The sequence below is a fragment of the Sphingomonas sp. PWP1-2 genome (assembly GCF_049898305.1).
GTDB classification, from domain to species: Bacteria; Pseudomonadota; Alphaproteobacteria; order Sphingomonadales; family Sphingomonadaceae; genus Sphingomonas; species Sphingomonas glacialis.
Window position 1 is genome coordinate 369,987 of record NZ_JAFCXM010000002.1, and the last position, 16,197, is coordinate 386,183.

General features: G+C 66.4%; 13 protein-coding genes. 7 read left to right on the forward strand and 6 right to left on the reverse strand.

Going from position 1 to position 16,197, the window contains the following annotated elements:
* Entirely contained in the window at positions 1-1,113 is a 1,113-nt protein-coding gene (gene cyoA / locus ACP7C5_RS06655; RefSeq protein ID WP_426263627.1) for a ubiquinol oxidase subunit II, read from the reverse strand.
* 122 nt (positions 1,114-1,235) lie between these two features.
* Between cyoA and ACP7C5_RS06660 the strand changes: the two genes are divergently transcribed.
* A complete protein-coding gene (locus tag ACP7C5_RS06660; RefSeq protein WP_133188395.1) occupies positions 1,236-2,555 on the forward strand; it encodes an MFS transporter in 1,320 nt (439 codons plus the stop codon).
* Positions 2,556-2,693: 138 nt separating this feature from the next.
* On the opposite strand, the gene ACP7C5_RS06665 is transcribed toward ACP7C5_RS06660, so the two are convergent.
* From ACP7C5_RS06665 to ACP7C5_RS06685, 5 genes are all read right to left on the reverse strand, one after another.
* Complete coding sequence (locus tag ACP7C5_RS06665) at positions 2,694-2,912, reverse strand: hypothetical protein (protein ID WP_189674787.1); 219 nt, start codon at positions 2,910-2,912, stop codon at positions 2,694-2,696.
* Between the two features lie 190 nt (positions 2,913-3,102).
* On the reverse strand, positions 3,103-3,375 hold the full coding sequence (locus tag ACP7C5_RS06670) for a DUF1488 family protein (RefSeq protein WP_010186626.1): 273 nt from the start codon (positions 3,373-3,375) through the stop codon (positions 3,103-3,105).
* Positions 3,376-3,460: 85 nt separating this feature from the next.
* Positions 3,461-4,504 (reverse strand): rod shape-determining protein, encoded by a 1,044-nt coding sequence (locus ACP7C5_RS06675; protein WP_133188393.1) that lies wholly within the window; start codon positions 4,502-4,504, stop codon positions 3,461-3,463.
* Between the two features lie 163 nt (positions 4,505-4,667).
* The gene (locus ACP7C5_RS06680; protein WP_426263628.1) at positions 4,668-5,921 is read right to left on the reverse strand and encodes an MFS transporter; all 1,254 of its coding nucleotides are present in this window, start codon (positions 5,919-5,921) and stop codon (positions 4,668-4,670) included.
* A gap of 60 nt (positions 5,922-5,981) precedes the next feature.
* Positions 5,982-7,184, reverse strand: a complete 1,203-nt coding sequence (locus ACP7C5_RS06685; RefSeq protein WP_426263629.1) for an MFS transporter — start codon at positions 7,182-7,184, stop codon at positions 5,982-5,984.
* Positions 7,185-7,381: 197 nt separating this feature from the next.
* Between ACP7C5_RS06685 and ACP7C5_RS06690 the strand changes: the two genes are divergently transcribed.
* From ACP7C5_RS06690 to ACP7C5_RS06715, 6 genes are all read left to right on the forward strand, one after another.
* A complete protein-coding gene (locus ACP7C5_RS06690; protein ID WP_426263630.1) occupies positions 7,382-7,939 on the forward strand; it encodes a DNA-3-methyladenine glycosylase in 558 nt (185 codons plus the stop codon).
* A 96-nt stretch (positions 7,940-8,035) separates the two neighbouring features.
* Entirely contained in the window at positions 8,036-8,593 is a 558-nt protein-coding gene (locus ACP7C5_RS06695) for a biliverdin-producing heme oxygenase (RefSeq protein ID WP_426263631.1), read from the forward strand.
* Complete coding sequence (locus tag ACP7C5_RS06700; RefSeq protein ID WP_426263632.1) at positions 8,586-11,159, forward strand: HWE histidine kinase domain-containing protein; 2,574 nt, start codon at positions 8,586-8,588, stop codon at positions 11,157-11,159. The genes ACP7C5_RS06695 and ACP7C5_RS06700 overlap by 8 nt, the downstream gene beginning before the upstream one ends.
* Positions 11,160-11,533: 374 nt before the next feature.
* Positions 11,534-12,880, forward strand: a complete 1,347-nt coding sequence (locus ACP7C5_RS06705; RefSeq protein WP_426263633.1) for a carbohydrate porin — start codon at positions 11,534-11,536, stop codon at positions 12,878-12,880.
* Between the two features lies 1 nt (position 12,881).
* Entirely contained in the window at positions 12,882-14,627 is a 1,746-nt protein-coding gene (locus ACP7C5_RS06710; RefSeq protein ID WP_426263634.1) for an ABC transporter permease, read from the forward strand.
* Positions 14,628-14,637: 10 nt separating this feature from the next.
* Complete coding sequence (locus ACP7C5_RS06715) at positions 14,638-15,939, forward strand: nitrate/sulfonate/bicarbonate ABC transporter ATP-binding protein (RefSeq protein WP_426263635.1); 1,302 nt, start codon at positions 14,638-14,640, stop codon at positions 15,937-15,939.
* Positions 15,940-16,197 lie beyond the last annotated feature (258 nt).

Genomic DNA, 16,197 nt, shown 5'->3' on the forward strand with positions numbered 1-16,197 from the left:
TCAGAAGGTCCTCCGGTCGCCGGGCATCGGCAGACCTGCGCCGGCAAGGCGCGCTGTGCTTTGGGCGGAATTCTTGGCGGTGATCTTGGTTGCTTCTACCGCTTCGGGTTTCCCTGAACCGGGCATCGGCATCGCCGACATCTTCATCGCGTCGTCGTTCTTGGCGTGGCCTTCGGCATGCGCGCCACTGTGCGGTCCCGCATCGGCGCGCATCATCGCGTCCATGCAGACTTGCCCAGGCTTGGTGCAATTGTTGGCGGCAGCATCGAACAGGCCGGGCGCGACGCCCGAATAGAAGGTTGGTGCATGGTTCATGCTCGGTTTGGCGACCTTGAGATAGGTCGCGCGGTCGAGCATGGCGCCGCTCGCACGGACCCGTGCGACCCAGGCGTCGAAGTCGCTCTGCGTACCTGCAAGGAAGCGGAACTTCATATACGAGAAGCCGTCGCCGCTGAAGTTGGACGAGAAACCCGCATAGTTGCCGGGCTTGTTGGCAACTGCATGGAGCCTCGTTGTCATGCTCGGCATCGCATAGATCATGCCGGCAAGATCGGGGATGTAGAACGCGTTCATCACGTCGGCCGAGGTCAGGTCGAACTCGATCGGCTGATCGATCGGCGCGGCCAGCTGGTTGACCGTGGCGATCCCGTAATCGGGATAGATGAACAGCCATTTCCAATCGAGTGCGACGACTTGCACGCGGATCGGCTTGGCGTTGAGCGCCACCTGGCGTGTCGCGTCGATCCGGCCGATCGGACGATATGGATCGAGCAGATGCGTGCTGGTCCAAGTTACTGCGCCAAGGCAGATGATGATCAACAGCGGCACTGCCCAGATGACCAGTTCGAGCGCAGTCGAATGATGCCACTCGGGGCTGTACGGTGCATCGGTATTGGCCTGGCGATACCGCCAGGCAAAAAAGGCGATCAGCGCCATAACGGGCACGATAATGATCAACATCAACAATGTAGCGATGACCACCAGGTCACCCTGCTGCTGTGCAACATCTCCCGCGGGCGACAGCACGACGGTGCTGCACCCTCCGAGCAAGGCGGGCGCTAGCAGCGCGAGGCCCGCGATTGCGGGGCGAAGGGGCGAGGGACGTCGGATCATGTCGCGGAGCTAAGCCTCTATGGCGGCGCCTCCCATTGGACATTTTGTCCAATCCTCGCTGCGCTGCAGCACGCGTAGAGGAACGCCATAAACGGCGATCATGGCCGGGAGTTCGAACACCGATGCAAGCCACCCACACCCCGACGTCGCGCGCGATCGAGGCCGATGCCAGCCGGATCAACCAGGAGCATGTTTCCTCGGGCGAGATCGCGATCGGCGTGGTGATCGGGCGCACGTCCGAGTTCTTCGATTTCTTCGTCTATGCGATCGCTTCGGTGCTCGTCTTTCCGACGATGATCTTCCCCTATGTCGACCGTCTTACGGGCACGCTGTATTCGTTCGGCCTGTTCGCACTCGCCTTCGTCGCACGGCCGATCGGATCGATGATCTTCCTCGCGATCGACCATCTATATGGTCGCGGCACCAAGCTGACGATTGCGCTGTTCCTGCTCGGCGGATCGACCGTCGCGGTCGGCTTCCTGCCAGGCCATGCCGAGATCGGCGTCTATGCCGCGTTCGTCCTCGGTTTCCTGCGGATCTGTCAGGGGCTGGCGCTCGGCGGGAGCTGGGATGGCCTGTCGTCGCTGCTGGCGCTCAATGCGCCGCAGGACAAGCGCGGCTGGTATGCGATGATACCGCAGCTCGGCGCGCCGCTCGGCCTGATGGTCGCGGCGGGGCTGTTCGCATATTTCACCGCAACGCTGTCGTCTGTCGATTTCCTCGACTGGGGCTGGCGCTATCCGTTCTTCGTCGCCTTCGCGATCAACGTCGTCGCGCTCTTCGCCCGGCTGCGCATCGTCAGCACGTCGGATTATCAGGACATGTTCACCAGCCGCGATCTGATCCCGGCGCCGGTGCTCGAGACGGTCCGCAAGCAGGGGCGGACGATCGCGCTCGGCGCGTTCGCACCGCTGGCGAGCTTTGCCTTGTTCCACATGGTCACAGTGTTTCCGTTGTCGTGGGTCTTCCTCTATACCAAGAGCAATCCCGAGCGCTTCCTGGCGATCGAAGTCGTCGGCGCAGCGATCGGCGTCGTCGCGATCGTGGCGTCGGGGTATCTCGCGGATCGTATCGGGCGCCGCACCTTGCTGGGTGCGTCGGCGGCGGCGATCGCCGTATTCTCAGGCTTCGCGCCGCAGTTGCTGGCCGCAGGCGAGCTTGGCGAAGTGATCTTCATGGTGCTCGGCTTCGCCTTGCTGGGCATCTCGTTCGGCCAGTCGTCGGGCGTCGTCGCTTCGGAATTCACGGGCGAATCGCGCTATACCGGCGCTGCGCTGACGTCGGACATCGCATGGCTGGTCGGTGCAGGCTTCGCGCCGCTGGTCGCGCTGTTCCTGTCGTCGCACTTCGGTCTGGTCGCAGGCGGCGCGTATCTGTTGTCGGGGTCGCTGGCGACCTTGCTCGCGCTGTGGCTCAACAAGGAACTGGCGAGCCGCACCTGATCGGCACGTCGGGACATTCTTCTTCGATCTTCGAGACGCTCCCTCGGCCTATGCCGGGGGAGCGTTATTATGCGATCGACTCGCGCCAACCGCGCCGGCCTTGGTACGGGGAGCGGGAGGGGGGCTCGAAGAATCGCGTTACACGACGCGGGTCCTGTCGACTTGGGTAGGGCGTGCGGGGATCAGCATGGTCCCGCGCTTGGCGGGTGCCGTGGCGATGGGCTTGTCGCGGCCGTAGAAGACCGAGGCCTGAGTTTTCACCGGGATGTCGATCTCGTCATCGGCGGTGAAGCGGGGATGGTCGGGACCGATCGTCAACGCCAAGCGATACGCGGTCCATCGCGCAGGATCGGGCAACGTACCCTTTGGGGGTCGCTACGTCGGGCGTGATAGGCGCGGGCCTTATCCCGCCACACGGAGAGCGAGCAGCCAGGCAAGAGCAAGCGGGCACCATACGGAACACCTCACGACGGTTTTCGTGGCCTATCCACGTGAGACCCGCCTCGCGAGGCGCCATGCCGGGACGTTCCCGGCATGGCTACAAGGGCTATTCGAGATCGTTTTCGCTGATCACGATCATCGCCTGGTCGCTGTTGCGCGCGAGCGCGACCAAGCCCGCTTCGGCGATCGAATCCTCGAAGCGGTTGAACTGCTCGATCGCGTCATCCTCGGGCGCGTCGCCGCTCAGCGCTTCGAGCACGGCATATTGCACCGCGAACTGATATTCCTCGCCATCGACTTCGCCCATGAATTCGACGACGCGCTCGTCATCATTGTCGAGCAGGCTCGAGTGCAGAATATCCATCTTGTCGGCGGCCATGCAGAATGCTCCAGATCGTGGGAGGGCGCGATGTGCCCGTGCGCTTGACCAAGCGCAAGTACGCGGTGGAGGTTCCCTCGCAGGTTCAGCTTTCGCTGAGCACGCCGCTGAACACCGCATCCTCGAGCGCGCGGCCCGCACCCGTGACGACGCACGTCAGCGCGTTTTCCGAAACGACGACGGGCAAGCCGGTCGCATCGGCGAGCACAGTATCGAGCTCGCGCAGCAGCGATCCGCCGCCGGTCATCACGATGCCGTGGTCGACGATGTCTGCGGCAAGCTCGGGCTGCGTCTGCTCGAGCGCGTTCATCACCGCCTCGACGATCTGCGCGACGAGCTCGCCGAGCGCCTCGGCGACTTCGGCCTGGTTGATTTCGATCTCGGTCGGGATCCCGCCGACCAGCCCGCGCCCGCGGACGTTCATCGTCAGCCCGACGCCGTTCTCGGGCTTGCGCGCCATGCCGATCGTCATCTTGACGCGCTCGGCGGTCGCCTCGCCAATCATGAGGTTGTATTTGCGGCGGATGTACGAGGCGATCGCATCGTCCATCTTGTCGCCGCCGACGCGCACCGACGTGCTGTAGGCAAGCCCGCGCAGCGACAGGATCGCGACTTCGGTCGTCCCGCCGCCGATATCGACCACCATGCTGCCGATCGGCTCGGTAACGGGCATGCCGGCGCCGATCGCGGCGGCGAGCGGTTCTTCGATCAGCAGGACATTGGCCGCGCCGGCATTGGTTGCGGCCTGGCGGATCGCGCGACGTTCGACCTGGGTCGAGCTCGACGGCACGCAGATCACGACCTTGTGGCGTCGCGGCATCCGGCTCGCGCCGCCGAGCGCCTTGTCCATGAAATGCTTGATCATCTGTTCGGCGACATCGATGTCGGCGATCACGCCGTCGCGCATCGGGCGGATCGTGCGGATCTCCTCAGGGGTCTTGCCCATCATCAGCTTGGCGTCGGTGCCGACCGCCCGCAGCTTGGTCACGCCATCGATCGTCTCGAGCGCTACGACCGAGGGTTCGTCGAGCACGATCCCTTTGTCGCGGAGATAGACCAGTGTGTTCACCGTGCCGAGGTCGATCGCCATGTCGTTGGAAGAGAAAGTGAAGAGCCGCGCCGGCCACATAAGAGGTCTCGATGATAAGGTCGTGGTCTGGCCGCCGTGAAAGGCTCCCGGCGCAGGCTTTGGCGACTCCGTGGGTGTCGCTGGCCCGGCGGTCAAGCGTGCTTCCGACCCGCCGATCGTTTCGCGCGGCAAGTTGCGCGCCAAGGCCGCGCGTCCGGCCCGATCAATGCGCCGGTTTGAGCAGCGCCAGGCCGCCAAGGCTCAGCAAGGCTGCGCCAATGAGATAGATGCCGACCAGGTTCAGTCCGCCTGTTTCGGCGAGTTTCTGCGCCGCGATCGGGGCGAGTGCGCCGCCGAGGATTCCGCCGAGATTGAACGCGATCGACACGCCGGTATAGCGCACCCCCGCGTCGAACAGCGAGGGCAGCCAGCCGCCGAGCGGGCCGTAAGCGAAGCCCATCGCGAACAGCGACAGCGCGAGCCACGCGAACACGATCCACAAGGACGTCGCACCGAGCATCGGCCCCATCAGCAGTCCCGACACTGCGCACCCCAGAAACCCCCAGCGCAGCATCGGCCGCGCCCCGGTCCGGTCGGCCAGCGTGCACGAGACGATGACACCGAGCGCGAGGAACAGGATCGCGCCGATCTCGATCCCGAGGAACGCCTGGCGGCTGTGACCGAGCGTCGTTGTGCCATAGCTCAGCGCGAAGGCGGTGGTCAGGTAGAACAGCGCGAAACAGGCGATCACCGCGCCAGTCCCGGCGAGCGTTGCGCGCAGATGGTGGCGGAAGAGCTCGGCGATCGGCACCGGCGGCAGCGCATCGTGCGCCGCCGCCTCGCGAAATGCCGGCGTTTCGGTGAGCTTGAGACGCACCCACAGCCCCAGAACGACGAGCACTGCGCTGGCGAGGAACGGAACGCGCCAGCCCCAGGCGGCGAACTGCGCGGGCGTCAGCGCCGCGCCGAGCAGCAGGAAGAAGCCGTTCGCCGCGATGAAGCCGATCGGCGCGCCGAGCGGCGGGAACATGCCCCAGCGATTTTCGTGACCCTTCGGCGCATTCTCGACCGCGAGCAGCGAGGCGCCGCCCCATTCGCCGCCGAGCCCGAGCCCTTGGCCAAAGCGCAGGATGCACAGCAGCAGCGGCGCGATCCAGCCGATCTGTGCATAGGTCGGCAGGAAGGCGATCGCGACGGTCGATCCGCCCATCAGCATCAGCGAGGCAACCAGCGTCGATTTGCGACCGAGCCGATCGCCGAAATGTCCGAACAGCGCGGCCCCAAGCGGGCGCGCGAAGAAGGCGAGGCCAAAGCTCGCATAGGATGCGATCATCTGGACGCCGGGATCGCTCGCCGGGAAAAACAGCGGGCCGAATACGAGCGCGGCCGCGGTCGCATAGACGTAGAAGTCGTAAAACTCGACCGAGGTGCCGATCAGGCTGGCGAGAAGGATGCGGCGGGTCGAGGCGTTGGACATGGCCCCTCTTACGCACGCCTGCGGCGCTTGTCGAAGCCGCGCGGCGCCGATCCCGGCCGACTAAACGACGCGACGACCTCTCGCTTCAAGCAGCACAGAGGCGCACCACACCGCGAACCCACCGAGCGCGAGCGCGCATCCGACCCAGCCGGTCGAGGTCCAGCCCAAGCCGGCCGCGATCGCCATCCCGCCGAGCCATGGTCCGAGGGCATTGGCGACGTTGAAGGCCGAATGGTTGAGCGCCGCCGCGAGTGTCTGCGCGTCGCCCGCGACATCCATCAGCCGCGTCTGCAGCACCGTCCCGAGGGCACCGCCGAGCCCAATCGCAAAGACATCGAGCGTCACCGCGAGGAAATTGTGCGCGGCAACCGTGTAGAGCGCAAGGACGAGCGCCATGAACAGCAGCAGCACGCCGCCCGTCCGCATCAGCCGCTTGTCGGCGAAGCGCGGTACGACGAGGTTGCCGATCGTCATCCCGATCCCGAACGACGCGAGGACGACCGGGACAAGCGCCGGCGAGATGCGCGTCACTTGGGTCAGCGTCGCGGTGAGATAGGTGTAGACCGCGAACAGCCCGCCAAAGCCGATCGCGCCGATCGCGAGCGTCAGCCACACTTGCGGCCGGCGGAGCGCGCCGAGTTCGCGCAACGGGCTCGCGTCTTTTTGCGGGCGGTCGTGCGGGACGATCGCGACCGCGAGACCTGCGGTGATCAACGCAAGCACCGCGACGATCGCGAAGCCATAGCGCCAGCCGAATGCTTGCCCGAGCCATGTCGCGGCGGGCACGCCGACGATCGTCGCGACGGTCAGCCCGAGCATGACTCGGCCGACGGCTTGAGTTCGCCGCTCGTCGGGCACGAGCGACGCCGCGACGAGCGACGCGACGCCGAAATACGCTCCGTGCGGCAAGCCGCTCAAAAAGCGGACGAGCAACAGCATTGTGTAAGATTGCGCGAGCGCCGACAGCGCATTGGCGACCGCGAAGACCGTCATCAGTGCGATCAGCAGCGTGCGGCGCGGGACCTTGGCCGACAGGATCGCGATCAGCGGCGCCCCGACGACGACACCGAGCGCATAGGCGCTGATGACGTGTCCGGCGCTCGGTTCGTCGATGTGCAGGTCGCGCGCGAAATAGGGGAGCAAGCTCATCGTCGCGAATTCGGTCGTGCCGATCGCGAAACCGCCAACCGCGAGCGCCGCGTGGACGAGGCCGACGTGCGGCGCGCGGTCGGTGCGCGCGGGCGTCGAGAAGGGGGCAGGCATGACAGGCTCCAGGGTCCGTCACCGAACAGCGGCGACGGGCGATTCGGCAGCCTCTCCGTAGCATGCGGGGGTTGATCCGCGCGTCGCGTGCCATACAAGCCGGGGGCCGTGATGCCACCACAAACTTGCCCGCTTCCGCCACCGATGGTCATCGATCGATGCGATCGCGGCGTGCGGGTCGGTGAGGGGAGGCTGCTGTGACAGTCGCCGCCGGGTTCTTCGCGCGCGACGCGGTGTGCGTTGCGCGCGGCCTGATCGGCGCCGAACTGCAAGTCGGTGGCGCGGGCGGCCGGATCGTCGAGACCGAGGCGTATGATGCGGGGGATCCAGCCTCGCACAGTTTCGCCGGAATGACGCCGCGCAATGCCGTGATGTTCGGCCCCGTCGGGCGTGCCTATGTCTATCGCATCTACGGATTGCATTGGTGCCTGAACTTCGTTTGCGCGGCGGAGCAGCCGGGGAGTGCCGTGCTGATCCGCGCGATCGAACCGTTATACGGTCGTGACGTCATGCAGGCGCGTCGCGGCGACGTCGCCGACCGACTGCTCTGCAGCGGGCCGGGGCGGCTGGCACAGGCGCTCGGGATCGATGCGGAGCTGAACGGAGCGCCGCTCGATGGTCCGCCATTTGCGATCGCCTTGCCTGCGACCGCTCCCGGCATCGTCGAGGGGGTGCGGATCGGAATCAGCAAGGGCGCGACAACGCCGTGGCGCTTCTGTCTCGCGGGGTCGCGCTATCTGAGCAAACCCGTGTGATCGCGCGCTCGCACCATCGCGCACGGGCGGCGTTTGCTGATCCAGCCTATGATAGCGCGCGGTTACATTTGCGTCGAACCGAACTACTATGACGCGATGACGCATCAAATCACCGCGCGAGGCGCGTTGCGGGCGGCAACGCACGAGCAGCACGACCGGGTCGATCGCCTATACTCGCAGATCCGGCTCGATGACCGCGACGATTATGGCGCATTTCTCGGTGCGCAGGCGGCTGCTCACATCCCCGTCGAGCAAGCCCTTGTCGAAGCGGGTGTGGGCGCGATCGTCCCGGATTGGGATATCCGCCAGCGCGGCGATCTGGTGCGAGCCGATCTCGCGGTGCTCGGTCTGCCCGTGCCCGACCCCGCCGGACCGATCGTCTTTTCGGATGAAGCGGCGGTGCTTGGTGGCCTCTATGTGCTCGAGGGGTCGCGGCTGGGCGGGACGATGCTCAGGCGATTGGTCCCCGCCGACTTCCCGACGCGCTTTCTTGGCGGCGTCGATTCGGCCGCGTGGCGCAGCTTGCTCCAGATGCTCGACGTGCGGCTCGATACTGGTTTAAAACGCTCCGTCGCGGTCGCCGCGGCGCGTAACGTGTTTGCGTTGTTTGAAACCAGCGGACAACGAATTGTGGAGACCGGGCACCTTGGCTGACGACTTCCGATCGGTCGATCTGACGAACTGTGATCGCGAACCGATCCACATCCTGGGGGCGATTCAGCCGATTGGGTTCCTGCTGGCGCTGACCGCCGACTGGCTTGTCGCGCGCACGTCGGCGAATATCGCCGACTATATCGGCCATACTCCGGAAGATCTGATCGGGCTGCCGCTTGCCGAAATCTTCTCTGCCTCGGTCATCCACGACCTGCGCAACCGTGCCGCGGTCCTGCGCGGCGCCGATGCGGTCGAGCGAGTGTTCGACCTCGTGCTCGTTCCCGGCGGCACTGCGTTCGATGTCGCGATCCATTATTCGGGTGGCCAGGTCGTTATCGAGGCCGAGCCGGCATCGGGGGAATATGGCGATGCGAGCAGCCTCGTCAGCTCGATGATCTCACGGCTCGATCAATGCGCCGACATGGAGAGCTTCTTCCGCGAAGGCGCACGCCAGGTCCGCGCGCTGATCGGCTTCGACCGGGTGATGGTCTATCGCTTCAACGCCGACGATTCGGGCGAGGTCGTGGCGGAGGCGGTCAAGGCCGGGATCGGCAAATTCCTCGGGCTGCGTTATCCGGCAAGCGACATCCCGGTCCAGGCGCGCGCACTCTACAAGCGCAATTTGCTGCGCGTTATCGCCGATGTCGATCACCAGACTGTCCCGATCGTGCCGGCCCGCGACACGCAGGGCCAGCCGCTCGACCTGTCGCTTTCGGTGCTGCGCGCGGTGTCGCCGATCCATATCGAATACCTCAAGAACATGGGCGTCCAGGCGTCGCTGTCGATCTCTATCCTGGTCGACGGGAAGCTCTGGGGGCTGTTCGCGTGCCACCATTATGCGCCGCGTTGCCCGACCTTCGAGCGGCGTTCGGTCAGCGAATTGTTCGCGCAGATGTTCGCGATGCGGCTCGAAAGCCGCGAGCGCCAGGCGACGGTCGAATTCGAGCGCGGTGCGCGCGAGATCGCCGACCAGTTGCTCGGCGCGGTTGCCTCCGACGATACGCTGTTGAGGGATCCAGACTGGCTCGGCGATATCCTGACCAACGCTATCGCCGCAGACGGTGTCGGCGTGTGGATCGGTGGCAACCATGCGTTTTCCGGGGTGACGCCGTCGGTCGAGGAATTCCAGCGGATCGTTCGCGCCCTCAACAGCACGGCTGCGGGGAAGGTTTTTGCGACCGATCATATTGCCTCGATCCTGCCGGGTGCCGAGGCGTTCGTCTCGCAATCCGCCGGCTTGCTGGCGATCCCGATCTCGCGTGCGCCGCGCGACTATGTCGTGCTGTTCCGCTCGGAACTCGTGCGATCGGTGCGCTGGGCCGGCAACCCGGACAAGCCGGTCGAATATGGCGTCAATGGGCCACGCCTGTCGCCGCGCGAGAGTTTTGCCGAGTGGAAGGAGCTCGTCCAGGGGCGTTCGCAGCCCTTTACACCGTCCGAGGTGCGCGTTGCCGAGACGTTGCGCGCGACGTTGATCGAAGTCGTGCTGCGCATGGCCGACGAAGCCTCGACCGAGCGGCAGCACGCCAGCGCGCGACAGGAGCTGCTGATCGCCGAGCTCAACCACCGCGTGCGCAACGTGCTCGGCGTAATCCGCGGGCTGATCCGCCAGTCGCAGCCCACCGAGAATGTCGTTCAGGATTTCGTCAAGGTGGTCGACGGGCGGATCCATGCGCTGGCGCGCGCGCACAACCAGATCACCGATGACCATTGGGGCCCGGCGCCGATGCAGGCGCTGATCGACGCCGAGGCCGCGGCCTTTCTTGCCGATGGCGACAAGATCATTTCGGACGGCGCGCCGGTGCTGCTCAATCCCCAGGCCTATTCGACGATGGCGTTGGTGCTGCACGAACTCGTCACCAACTCGACCAAATATGGCAGCCTGTCCGTGACCGAAGGTCGTGTCGCGATCAGCTGGCAGCGCGACGCGGCGCAGGACCTGCACTTTACCTGGCGTGAAACCGGCGGCCCGACCGTCGCCAAGCCGACGCGCAAAGGATTCGGGACGACGATCATCCATCGCTCGGTGCCATACGACATCGGCGGGACGGCAGAGGTCGACTATCGGCCCGCGGGGGTCGAGGCGCGCTTCCGCATTCCCGCGCGACACGTCTCCGAAGCGCCGCCCGGTCTTGCGCCGCCGGTTCGGTATGCAGGGCCCGCGCCGGGGCTGCCCGCGGTGGTGCCCGATCGCATGCTGAAGGGGCGCGACGTCCTCTTGGTCGAGGACAGCTTGATCATCGCGCTCGATGCCGAGGACATCGTAACGCGGCTCGGCGCCGAAACCGTTACGACCGCGGCCACGGTCGACGGCGCGCTCGATGCGATCGAGCAGAATCGGCCCGCGATTGCGATGCTCGACATCCACCTTGGCGATCGCAACAGCTTTGCAATCGCCGATCGCCTGCTGGTACTTGGCGTACCGTTCCTGTTCGCGACGGGGTATGGCGAACAGGCCAAGTTGCCGGCCAACCATCGCGACCGCATGGTCGTGCAAAAGCCGTACACGCTCGAGAATGTCGCGCGGGCGATGGCCGAGATGCTGGGGCCGGTGGCGGCCGATTGAGCCTCGGCACGGCATCGTACCGCACTGCCGCACAAACACTGTGCGAGGGCACGGCAAGCTGCTAGGCGCCGCGCGATATCGCAATCGCCCGTCCGATTCGGTACGACTTTGATGCCTCTATTCCAAAGGATCCCAATGCCCCGATCTAGCCCCTTGTCCGGCGACGGCGACAGTAGAAGCCTCGGCTTCTGCGCTGCCGATTGCCGGAATCCTGGGCCCGGCCGGGTCGTCATGGGCGGTATCATGCCGGCATGAGGCGATATCCGGCGGGCTCGAACCCAGAGACCCGAGGATTTCGCTGATGACCATGTTTCGCGCCCAAGCGCGCACCATATCCCCCCGTGCGCGTCGCTGACGCGCTGTTTCGGTCGCGCATGCCCAAAGGCGTCGCGGTCCCGTATTTGCCGATCGCGGCCCTCGGAAGCGCGCTGCTGCTCACCCCCGGTCCCGTCGCGGCGCAGACCAGTGCCGCGCGGACGGGCGATCCGCAGACCTTTGCGCTGCACGGCCAGGCGACGTTCGTTGTCCAGGGGGTAGGGGGCTTCGCCTCGCCTTACTCTGGCCCCAACAGCCTGACGCCGCGTCAGGTCCAGGAAACTGCCGACGTCACCGCGTATCTCGGCGTGGCGCCTTGGCAGGGGGCGGAGGTTTGGGCCAACCCCGAGATCGATCAGGGCTTCGGCTTGTCGAACACGCTCGGCGCGGCGGGTTTTCCGAGTGCGGAAGCGTACAAGGTCGGCAAGTCCGCACCCTATTTCCGCCTACAGCGCGTGCTCTTCCGCCAGACGATCGCTCTCGGCAGCGAGCGCGAGGCCGTGCTGGCGTCGTCCAACCAGCTGGGCGGAGCGCGGCCGATCGATCGGCTGGTTCTCACCGTCGGCAAGATCGGCGTCGGCGACGTGTTCGATACGAACCGCTACGCGCACGACCCGCGCGCCGACTTCCTCAACTGGTCGGTGGTCGATGCGGGCAGCTTCGATTACGCCGCCGACGCCTGGGGCTATTCGACCGGGGCGGCGCTGGAGGCCTATCGCGGGCGTTGGACCATCCGCGTTGGTGCGTTCAACCTGTCGCGCGTGCCCAATGGCGAGACGCTCGAGCGCGGTTTCGGCCAGTATCAGCTCGATGGCGAAGTCGAACATCGTCACAGCTTCGGGCCCCGTGCAGGATCGATCCGGCTCGGCATGTTCCGCAATCGCGGGCAGTTCGGCCGGTTCGACGACGCGCTGGCGCTCGGCGCGGCAAGCGCTGCCCCGGCCGATACGGCGCTGGTGCGCGGTCGGCGGACGCGGGTGGGCGCCTATGCCAATGCCGAGCAGGAGCTGTCGGACACGCTCGGGATTTTCGGCCGTCTCGGCTGGTCGGATGGCGGCATCGAGCCGTACGACTTCACCGATATCGATCGCACCGCGCAAGTCGGCGCGGTGCTGGCGGGCAAGGGCTGGGGGCGGTCGACCGACCGGGTCGGGCTCGCGCTCATCGTCAACGGCATCTCGGCCGAGCATCAGCGCTATCTCGCGGCGGGCGGAATCGGCGTGCTCGTCGGCGATGCGCGGCTGCCGGATGCGGGGAGCGAGCAGATTGCCGAGCTCTATTACGATGTGCATCTCCTGCCCGGCGTCGATGCTACGCTCGACGCGCAGCATATCGCCAACCCCGGCTACAATCGCGATCGCGGACCGGCGAACATCGCCGCCTTACGCCTGCATGGAGCGTTCTGACATGCAAACGCCCGGATTTCTCGGCTTCTCGCCGCGGCGCCTGAAAGTGCGGTTCGGCTGGCCCGATGCCGCCTTGTTCGCGATCCTTGCTGCGGCCGGGGTGGCGATCGCGGCGGGGGTCCGTGACGCGACGGAGCCGCTCGCGCAGCTTCGGCTCGAGCCGGTCGTGCTCGATGCGTGGCAACTGCCGCGCTACGCGTTGCTGACGACGCTACGGTTGTTCGCGGCGCTGGCGGCATCGTTCGTCTTCACGCTGGTCGCGGCGACCGCCGCCGCCAAGAGCCGGCGGGCCGAACTCGTCATCATCCCCGCGCTCGACATCCTCCAGTCGGTGCCGGTCCTAGGGTTCATGACCTTTACCGTCACCGCCTTCATGGGGCTGTTTCCGGGCAGCCGGGTCGGGGTCGAGTGCGCGGCGATCTTTGCGATCTTCACCAGCCAGGCGTGGAACATGGCGTTCAGCCTGTACCAGTCGCTGCGGCAAGTGCCCGCCGATCTCGACGAGGTCGCGCGCGGTTTCGGCCTTTCGCCGCTGCGCAAACTGATACGGCTCGAACTGCCGTTTGCCGCACCAGGCCTCGTGTGGAACGCGATGATGTCGATGTCGGGGGGCTGGTTCTTCGTCGTCGCGTCGGAGGCGATCAGCGTCGGGCATACGCAGATCATGCTGCCGGGGATCGGGTCGTGGCTGGCGATCGCGATCGAGCAGCGCAATCTCAGCGCGGTCGCGCTCGCGGTCGGCGCAATGGCGGTCGTCATCCTGCTCTACGACCAGCTCGTCTTCCGCCCGGTGATCGCCTGGGCCGATCGCTTTCGCGTCGAGCAAACCGCGAGCGTCGCCCCGCCGAAATCGTGGCTGTTCGACCTGTTCCGGCGCGCGCGGTTGCTTCCGGCGTTCACTGCGCCGCTGCGCGCGGTCGGGCAGATGGTCCATCTGCTCGAACCCGCGCGCCGCCCGATCGCACAGCAGCGGCACTTCGCCGCCAGGGCGGTCGCACCGGCAGCGCGCGGGATGCGGCTTTGGGCGGCGGTGGTCGCGCTCACCGCGCTCGCCGCGACGGGCTATGCGATCGACTTCCTGCACCAGACGCTGTCGCTTGCCGATGCGCTGGCGGCGTTGCGCTTCGGGCTGATCACGCTGCTTCGCGTGATCGTGCTGATCATCCTGGCGAGCATCGTGTGGGTGCCGATCGGCGTGTGGGTCGGGCTGCGGCCGCGCTGGACCTCGCGGATCCAGCCCGTTGCGCAATTTCTCGCGGCGTTCCCGGCCAACGTGCTGTTCCCGATCGCGGTCGTCGCGATCGTCCATTTTCATGCCGATCCCGATGTCTGGCTGTCGCCGCTGATGGTGCTCGGGACGCAATGGTACATCCTGTTCAACGTCATTGCAGGCGCCAGCGCGATCCCGAGCGACATGCGCGAAGCGGCGCAGATGTTCGGGGTGCGCGGCTGGCAGTGGTGGCGGCGGCTGATCCTGCCGGGGATCTTCCCCTATTACGTCACCGGCGCGCTGACCGCCTCGGGCGGATCGTGGAACGCGAGCATCGTCGCCGAAGCCGTGTCCTGGGGCAGCACGCGGCTGCGCGCGCAAGGGCTCGGCAGCTATATCGCCGATGCGACCACCGCGGGCGACGGCGCGCGGGTGCTGCTCGGCATTATGGTGATGTCGGTGTTCGTCATCGCGATCAATCGCTTGCTGTTCCGCCCGCTCTATCGCCTGTCCGAACGCCGCCTGCGTCTGTCTTGAGGACCTTATCATGATCCCGCACACCGCCCGCCCCGTCGTCACGCTCGAGCATGTCAGCCATAGTTATGGCGGCGAGCAGGGCGGCCCGCCGATCCTCGAAGACGTCGCGCTCGCCGTGCGCGAGGGCGAGATCGTCGGGCTGCTCGGCCGCTCGGGATCGGGCAAGTCGACGCTGCTGCGCTCGATCGCTGGTCTCGTCCGCCCTTCGAGCGGCGAGCTTCGTTTCGTGCCCGATGCCGAGGGCGCGCCGCGCTCGGTCTCGATGGTGTTCCAGTCGTTCGCGTTGTTCCCGTGGCTGACGGTGCTGCAGAATGTCGAGCTCGGCCTCGAGGCGCAGCGCGTGCCGACCGTGGAACGCCGCACCCGCGCGCTCGCCGCGATCGATCTGATCGGGCTCGACGGGTTCGAGAACGCCTTTCCCAAGGAACTGTCGGGCGGGATGCGCCAGCGTGTGGGCCTGGCGCGCGCGCTCGTCGTCGAACCGTCGCTGTTGCTGATGGACGAACCCTTCTCGGCACTCGACGTGCTGACCGCCGAGACGCTGCGCACCGATCTGCTAGACCTGTGGGGCGAGGGGAAGCTCGGCATCGCCTCGGTGCTGATCGTCACGCACAATATCGAGGAAGCCGTGCTGATGTGCGACCGGATTCTCGTGCTGTCGTCCAACCCGGGTCGGATCGCGGCCGAGTTCACCGTCGATCTGCCGCAGCCGCGCGACCGGCTCGATCCCGACTTCCGCGAGCTGGTCGAACAGATCTACGCGCGGATGACGCAGCGTGCCGCGGTGCCGGTGGCGATCCATGGGACGCAGCCCGAGCACGGGCTCGACCGGCCGTTGCCCGACGTGTCGATCAACAGCCTGGCGGGCCTGATCGAGGAGATCGAGGCCGCGCCGTTCGAGGGCCGCGCTCCGCTCGCCACGCTCGCCGACACGCTCCAGCTCGAGATCGACGATCTGTTCCCGATCGTCGAGACGCTGCAGATGTTGCAGTTCGTCGATATCGACGATGGCGACGCAGTGCTCACCAAGCGCGGCGCGGCGTTCGCGCAGGAGGATGTCGACCAGCGCAAGGCCAATTTCCGCCGCACGCTCGAAACGCATGTCCGGCTGGCGCGCCACATCCGCGTCGTGCTCGACGAGCGGCCAAGCCACCAAGCGCCGGCGCGGCGCTTCCGCGACGAGCTCGAGGACCATATGTCGCCCGATTTCGCCGCGACCACGCTGCGCACCGTGACCGAATGGGGTCGCTACGCCGAACTGTTCGCGTTCGACGATGACGGCGATCTGTTCTCGCTCGACGATCCGGCCTGATCACGTGCGCCGCCCGGGGGGCGGCGCAAGCCGCTCTCTCAAGGCGGCGGGTGCCGGCCCTGCTGCGCGGAGGGTGATGGCCTTTGCCGTTAGCGCCTGAAGGTCATCTGGAAGAGCGATCATTGCGAGGCGGTCGGGGTCTCCGCATGTTCAAAACCGCCTTCTTACGCGCGCAGTAGGGTCGCCGCGCCGCGTTCCACCGCGCATCCGCGCTGGAGCCTCGTCGCCAAATCGCATTAGCCTCTTTCAAAACATAAG

What these genes read in the sequence shown, in the direction of transcription:
- cyoA (WP_426263627.1), bottom strand. Translation starts at nt 1,113, where the DNA reads ATGATCCGACGTCCCTCGCCCCTTCGCCCCGCAATCGCGGGCCTCGCG.
- ACP7C5_RS06670 (WP_010186626.1), bottom strand. Translation starts at nt 3,375, where the DNA reads ATGGCCGCCGACAAGATGGATATTCTGCACTCGAGCCTGCTCGACAAT.
- ACP7C5_RS06675 (WP_133188393.1), bottom strand. Translation starts at nt 4,504, where the DNA reads ATGTGGCCGGCGCGGCTCTTCACTTTCTCTTCCAACGACATGGCGATC.
- ACP7C5_RS06685 (WP_426263629.1), bottom strand. Translation starts at nt 7,184, where the DNA reads ATGCCTGCCCCCTTCTCGACGCCCGCGCGCACCGACCGCGCGCCGCAC.
- ACP7C5_RS06705 (WP_426263633.1), top strand. Translation starts at nt 11,534, where the DNA reads ATGCCCAAAGGCGTCGCGGTCCCGTATTTGCCGATCGCGGCCCTCGGA.
- ACP7C5_RS06715 (WP_426263635.1), top strand. Translation starts at nt 14,638, where the DNA reads ATGATCCCGCACACCGCCCGCCCCGTCGTCACGCTCGAGCATGTCAGC.
- ACP7C5_RS06695 (WP_426263631.1), top strand. Translation starts at nt 8,036, where the DNA reads ATGACGCATCAAATCACCGCGCGAGGCGCGTTGCGGGCGGCAACGCAC.
- ACP7C5_RS06710 (WP_426263634.1), top strand. Translation starts at nt 12,882, where the DNA reads ATGCAAACGCCCGGATTTCTCGGCTTCTCGCCGCGGCGCCTGAAAGTG.
- ACP7C5_RS06680 (WP_426263628.1), bottom strand. Translation starts at nt 5,921, where the DNA reads ATGTCCAACGCCTCGACCCGCCGCATCCTTCTCGCCAGCCTGATCGGC.
- ACP7C5_RS06660 (WP_133188395.1), top strand. Translation starts at nt 1,236, where the DNA reads ATGCAAGCCACCCACACCCCGACGTCGCGCGCGATCGAGGCCGATGCC.